Source organism: Bradyrhizobium sp. INPA03-11B, assembly GCF_040446015.1.
Lineage (GTDB): Bacteria > Pseudomonadota > Alphaproteobacteria > Rhizobiales > Xanthobacteraceae > Bradyrhizobium > Bradyrhizobium macuxiense_A.
On record NZ_JASGSR010000228.1, the window covers coordinates 1 to 5,721 of the forward strand.

Genomic DNA, 5,721 nt, shown 5'->3' on the forward strand with positions numbered 1-5,721 from the left:
GATCTCGCACTGCATCACGGAGGCCGCGCCGCTTCGCTCATTCTTTGAGCATGCATCCCGCGCGCGGTTCGTGCCTAATCGCGCAAACACCGGATTCGCGCGGGGCGTTGCGCGGATCACGCACGAAGTTTTCGCGGAGGAATGCAATGCGAAGGCTCACGCATGGCGCGGTGCTCGCGTGGCTCGTCATCATGGCGGGCGCAGCGCTGGCGTTCGACAACGGCCAATACGACAACGTGCCGCCCGATATCCGCGCCTGGTTCAAGAGCGTGATCGCGCCAAATGGCGTGCCCTGCTGCGACATCTCGGACGGCCATCGCACGAGCTACGATGTTCGTGGCGGCGCCTACTGGGTGCCGATCGAGGGCGAATGGATGATGGTGCCGGAGCGTGCCGTGATCCGCGATCGCGGCAATCCGGTCGGCGAAGCAGTGGTGTGGTACGTACACCACCGCGGCAGCATCATCATCAGCTGCTTCGTCCCCGCGGACGCGGTCTGAGCCGGGCACGTCCGTCGAACGCGCATCGCATGTCAGCGCCGGCTGATCGCGCCAATTTGAAACATTCACGTCCTGTTAACCTTACTTTTTAACCAATAATTAAGGATGAGTTTGCGGGCGCCCTGAGGCGCGGCCTAGCGTCAGCACAAATGCTCCGTAACCGCGGGTTGGTGCGTGCCATGACGTATCGAAGAACGGCGTATCGAACATCCGGGGCGCTGATGGCGTCCCTCGGCATTGCAGCGCTGCTGCTTGCTTCCTCGACCGAGACCGATGCGAGATCCGGAACGGCGCCGCGCGGCGCGTTCTCCTCGCACCATCCGGCCTTCCGCCACCATGTGCGCGTGCCCGGCATCGTGCTGCCTGGGACGAGCGGGTATTACGACGACGCGCTAGCCGCTGCGCCGCTCGCCGCCGAGGTGCCGGCGCCGGTCTCGAACGACGTCCGTTACACCTACACCCAGGACGTGCCCTGGGATTGGGCGCACCGCTATCCGCCGGCCGTGGCGCCGTCGGATCGCCCCTATGTGTCGAGCTGTCCCACGGAGACCGTGACGGTGCCGGGACGCGGTGGCGACCGCACCATCAACATCATGCGGTGCTACTGAGCGAGAGCTCGGTCCGATTGCGAAAACGGAAGAGGCCGCCCGCAAGGACGGCCTCTCGTATTTCTAGCGCCACTCACCGAGCGCGAAACCGCCGCTCAGTGATCCTCGCCCTTCAGATGACCGACGTGCTTCTGGGTGTAGAGTTCGAGACCGATGCGCTTGATCAGGTCGAGCTGGGTCTCGAGAAAGTCGATGTGGTCTTCCTCGTCCTTCATCAGCTGCTCGAACAGGTCGCGGCTGACGTAGTCCTTGACGCCGTGGCAGTAGGTTGCCGCCTCCTGATAGAGCGTGCGGGCGCCGATCTCGGCGGCCAGGTCACACTCGATGATCTCCTTGACGTCCTGGCCGATCTTCAGGGGGTCGAGCACCTGCAGGTTCGGGAAACCGTCGAGGAACAGGATGCGATCGACGAATTTGTCGGCGTGCTCCATCTCCTCGATGGATTCCTTGCGCCAGACCTTGGCCATCTCCAGGAGGCCCCAATTGTTGAGCATCCGGTAGTGCAGCCAGTACTGATTGATGGCGGTCAGTTCGCTGCGCAGCCCCTTGTTCAGATAGTCGATGACCTTCGGGTCGCCTTGCATGATCCACTCCACCTGTCGCGGCCAAACCGGCCAGCACTGAATTTAGAATGCTTCTAAATCAGATTGCCGGAGAGAGCAACCCATCGCGGAAGCAGCGCGTGGATAACCGGATTCGGTCGATTTGGAGAGGACGGAGCGCTCCCGCGGCGCGCGAGCCGGTACGCGGGCAGAAAACGCGTCAAGACAGGGAGTCGGAGCTTCGGCTCGGAGACGAAAATTGCCTCAGTAGGCCGCGAGCGCGAATTCGGCCGGCTCGGCGTCTTCGTCGTTGGCCGCGTGGGGATGGCCGCTATGGGGGCAGCCGGAGCAGCAGGCCTTGGCGCAGGGACCGAGCGCCTCGTCGATGATTGCCTTGATGGTGCGCGCGCAGCGGCCGCATTCGGCGCTACAGCCGAGGCAGCCATACACCTGCTTGGCATTTCGTGTCACGGACCCGCCACCGTTCACGGCATTGCGGACATCGTGGTCGCTAAGGACGTTACAGGAACAGACAATCATCAGAGGAGGCGGGTCCAACGGGTGATGCTTGCCAATATGGATATTGTCGGGCCTCGCCGGATGCAAAAGGAAAAAGCCGTTCTTGTAGCAATTCCAAACTGATGCGGGATTCATATTGGAATGAATCTAAATCGGTCGGCCCGCCCTATCGGGAATAAGAAACCCGCCCGGCGGGTCTACCGGCCCGATCCGCTTCGCTCCGCCACAGCCACCGGTTCTGCGGCACTACGGGCTTGTGCGTTGCAAGATATGCCAAAAGCTGCAAGCATTTGGTCGCGAATACGGCAGCGTCGTTCATTGATCATTCAAGCGGAATATGGAACCCTCAGGCGAGACAGATCGCCAACGCACGCTGTCCCAGCTCCCGTGAGAAAGGTGAGGTCATGAAGAAGACATTGCTGGCGCTTTGCGCCGCCGCCACTCTGGCGGTTTCGGCTGTGGCGGTGCCCGCCCCCGCCCAGGCACAACGCGGTGTCGCCGCTGGCGTCGCTGCGGGATTGATCGGTGGCGCCATCGTCGGTGGCGCGATCGCTTCGCAAAACGGCTATTACGGTCCCGGCTATGGCTACTACGCGCCCGGTCCGGCCTATGTCGCCGAGCCCGGCTACGGTCCCGATTGCTTCTGGCAGCGCCAGCGGTTCTGGGACGGCTACACCTGGCGCATTCGCCGCGTCCGCGTTTGCGATTGATCGCCATTCATCTCGATTAATTCGAACCAGATGTCCCGGAAAACGGACTGTTTGTCCGGGACATCCGCTGTAGATGGCCAGAAAAAACCGCTTTTCTGCGCGATGAGCCTGCGGACGTTTACTTTCGGTTGACTGTTCTGCGCTGTTTAGCAAGACAGCAGTTCGAGATCAGCGTGCGAGTCACCTAAAACCCGGCGTCGAACCACGACGCCACCACCTTCCAGGAGAGCCAAAGACATGAAGAAGACTTTAGCTGCCCTCGTTGCCGTTACCACGATTGCCGGTTCGCTGGCCGTTGCTCCGGCTGCCAAGGCTGGTGACGGCGGCGCGATTGCGGCCGGCGTTGCCGGCGGCCTGATCGGCGGCGCCCTGCTCGGCGGCGCAATCGCCGGCGCCCGTCCGGCCCCGGTCTATGTTGCACCGGCGCCTGTTTACGTCGAAGAAGCTCCGTGCCGCTGGGTCCGTGAGCGCTTCTGGGACGGCTACGGCTGGCGCTTCCGTCGCGTCCAGGTTTGCGACTGATCGACCGATACGCTGTCAGCATCACACTCTAAAACCCGGCCTTTCGGCCGGGTTTTTGTTTTGCGTCACCGAGCGGACCTCCGGCTCAGCGCCCGTTCATCGCGCGCAGCACCGCTTCGCTCGGCCAGCAGTCGACCTTCAGCCCGGCCTGCTTCTGGTAGGCGCCGAGCGCCGCGCGGGTCTGCATCCCGGCCTTGCCGTCGAGCTTGTCCTTGTAGAGACCGATCTTCGTCAGCTGCTGCTGCATCGCCTCGACGTCGGCGGAGCGCAGCTGCTTTGACGCCGACCATGGCGTTGCAAACGGCTGCGGGCTCGTCATGCGGTCGGCGAGATGGCCGACGAACAGCACGTAGAGGTCGGAGAAATTGTATTCCTTGATCACGAAGTAGTTCGGCGTGGTCAGGAAGGCCGGACCGTAGATGCCTTCCGGCTGTAACAGCGAGGCCGATTGCGCCTGCTCGGTGGCGCTCAGCTTCTGCCCGCGCACCGGCACGAAGCCCGCCCGCAGCCACTGGCTGATCGGTTTCGTCACTTCGGGCACGCCCATCGTGCAGTCGGCATTGGCGGGTGCCGTGACCTCATAGGCCCAGCGCACGCCGGGCTGCCAGCCCTTGTTGACGAGCTGCTGCGCGGCGGAGGCGAGCGCGTCCGGCACCGAGTGCCAGATGTCGACCTTGCCGTCGCCGTCGAGGTCGACGCCGTGCTTGTAATACTCCGACGGCAGGAACTGGGTGTAGCCGGTCGCGCCCGCCCAGGACGAGCGCATCTCCTTGCGCGTCACCGCACCCTCACTGAGGATCTTCAGCGCGAGGATGAACTCGGTGCGATACTGATCCTTGCGGCGGCCGACATAGGCCTGCGTCGCCACCACGCGCAGCGTATCGTAGGGCAGCGAGTAGCGGCCATAGTCGGTCTCGCGGCCCCAGATCGCCAGCACGATCGTTGGGGGAACGCCGAACCGCTTCTCGATCGCGTCAAGCGACGAGCGATACTTCTGCAACAGCCGCTGCCCCTCGGCGGCGAGCCGCGCGATCGAGGCTTCCTTGATGTAGTCGGCCGGCACCTGCACGAACTCGGCCTGCGCCGGCGCGCCGGTCTTGGGACGTCCCGGCAGGATCAGATCGGGCAGCTTGTAGTCGGGCTCGAGGGAGCGCGTCTCGCGATCGAAGGTTTCACGCGACACGCCGGCCGCCTTGGCCTCAGGCCACAGCGAGGCGATGAACTGGGTGAACGCGGCATCGGCGGCATATGCCGGCCGCTGCAGCGGCGCACAAAGCAACAGCGCGAATGCGACGATGATGGCTGGCCATTTCATGATCGATCTCACCCCGCGGAAACAGGCATTGCAACGTGGATTCGGCAATGTCAGAATTCAATTCTGGGTGGTAAGTTTTGCCATGCGCATATTTTTGTCATTTCCCTCCGAATTGGAATCGCAGGCTGACAACATCGCTCAGTCCCTGCGCAATTGCGACCATGACGTTTTCTTTTCGCACGACGATCTCCCGCCGGGCGACAGCTTCGATGCGCGGGTCGAAAAAGCCATCGAAAGCAGCGATTTTATGGTGTTCCTGATCTCACCGGAATCGGTGACCAAGGGACGTTACACCTTGAGCGAGCTGGCCTTTGCCCGCAGCAAATGGCCGAACCCGAGCAATCGCGTGCTGCCTGTCATGATGGCGCCGACCCCGCTCGACCAGGTTCCGACCTATCTCAAGGCGGTCACGATCCTGGAGCCGCAGGGCAGCGCCGCCGCCGAGACGCGCGCCGCGGTGGATCGCATGCTGGAGGCCAGAAGCGAGCAGTCGCGCGGGCAGCCGAACCTGCCGTTCCTCGTGCTGGCGCTGGCCTCCGCCATCGTGTGCAGCCTGGTCACGACCTATGCGCTCAACGTCCTGCAATATTCGTTCGTCGTCTCCGACGCAGGCGGGATCACGATCCTGCCCGGGCTGATCTTCGGCGCGGCGATCGCGACCTGCAATGTCATGTTCGGCGCGAAGGACCGGTTTCAGCTGGCGCTGGTGGTCGCCATCACGACCGCGGCCTGGATCGCGGCCTATGATGCGAGCGCGGTCACGCTTCAGGCGCTCGGCCAATATGCCAAGACCGTCCCGGCCGACGGCAACGCCGCAAGCCCGGCCCAGATCACCGAGACGCTCGGCAACAACCCGTTGATGGGTTACCTGATCGGCGGCATCGGCGGCGCGGTCGGCGGAGCGATCACCATTCTCGGCGTGCTCCTGACCAACCCCGCGTTCAGGCGGATCGACAGCGTCGTGGTGACCTGGATCGCCGCCATCGCGGCCGGAACCATCTACGG

General features: G+C 63.5%; 8 protein-coding genes. 5 read left to right on the top strand and 3 right to left on the bottom strand.

Annotated elements, in window-relative coordinates; all coding sequences use genetic code 11:
• Positions 1-146: 146 nt before the first annotated feature.
• Positions 147-500, top strand: a complete 354-nt coding sequence (locus QMZ05_RS40190; RefSeq protein ID WP_050422017.1) for a hypothetical protein — start codon at positions 147-149, stop codon at positions 498-500.
• Positions 501-679: 179 nt separating this feature from the next.
• Entirely contained in the window at positions 680-1,108 is a 429-nt protein-coding gene (locus QMZ05_RS40195; protein WP_353705790.1) for a hypothetical protein, read from the top strand.
• A 95-nt stretch (positions 1,109-1,203) separates the two neighbouring features.
• Here the strand turns inward: QMZ05_RS40195 and bfr are convergent, their stop codons facing one another.
• Both bfr and QMZ05_RS40205 read right to left on the bottom strand, forming a co-directional pair.
• The gene (gene bfr, locus QMZ05_RS40200; RefSeq protein WP_050422038.1) at positions 1,204-1,692 is read right to left on the bottom strand and encodes a bacterioferritin; all 489 of its coding nucleotides are present in this window, start codon (positions 1,690-1,692) and stop codon (positions 1,204-1,206) included.
• Positions 1,693-1,914: 222 nt separating this feature from the next.
• Positions 1,915-2,190: a (2Fe-2S)-binding protein gene (locus QMZ05_RS40205; RefSeq protein ID WP_353705793.1), complete on the bottom strand. Its 276-nt coding sequence runs from the start codon at positions 2,188-2,190 to the stop codon at positions 1,915-1,917.
• A 383-nt stretch (positions 2,191-2,573) separates the two neighbouring features.
• On the opposite strand from QMZ05_RS40205, the gene QMZ05_RS40210 reads away from it, so the two are divergent.
• Together QMZ05_RS40210 and QMZ05_RS40215 are read left to right on the top strand one after the other, a co-directional pair.
• Positions 2,574-2,879, top strand: a complete 306-nt coding sequence (locus QMZ05_RS40210) for a hypothetical protein (protein WP_021076077.1) — start codon at positions 2,574-2,576, stop codon at positions 2,877-2,879.
• Positions 2,880-3,116: 237 nt separating this feature from the next.
• Entirely contained in the window at positions 3,117-3,401 is a 285-nt protein-coding gene (locus QMZ05_RS40215; protein ID WP_280976119.1) for a hypothetical protein, read from the top strand.
• 85 nt (positions 3,402-3,486) lie between these two features.
• Here QMZ05_RS40215 and QMZ05_RS40220 read toward each other — a convergent pair whose 3' ends face one another.
• The gene (locus QMZ05_RS40220) at positions 3,487-4,716 is read right to left on the bottom strand and encodes a lytic murein transglycosylase (protein WP_353705791.1); all 1,230 of its coding nucleotides are present in this window, start codon (positions 4,714-4,716) and stop codon (positions 3,487-3,489) included.
• 82 nt (positions 4,717-4,798) lie between these two features.
• On the opposite strand from QMZ05_RS40220, the gene QMZ05_RS40225 reads away from it, so the two are divergent.
• On the top strand, positions 4,799-5,721 hold a 923-nt coding region (locus QMZ05_RS40225), incomplete at its 3' end, for a toll/interleukin-1 receptor domain-containing protein (protein ID WP_353705792.1).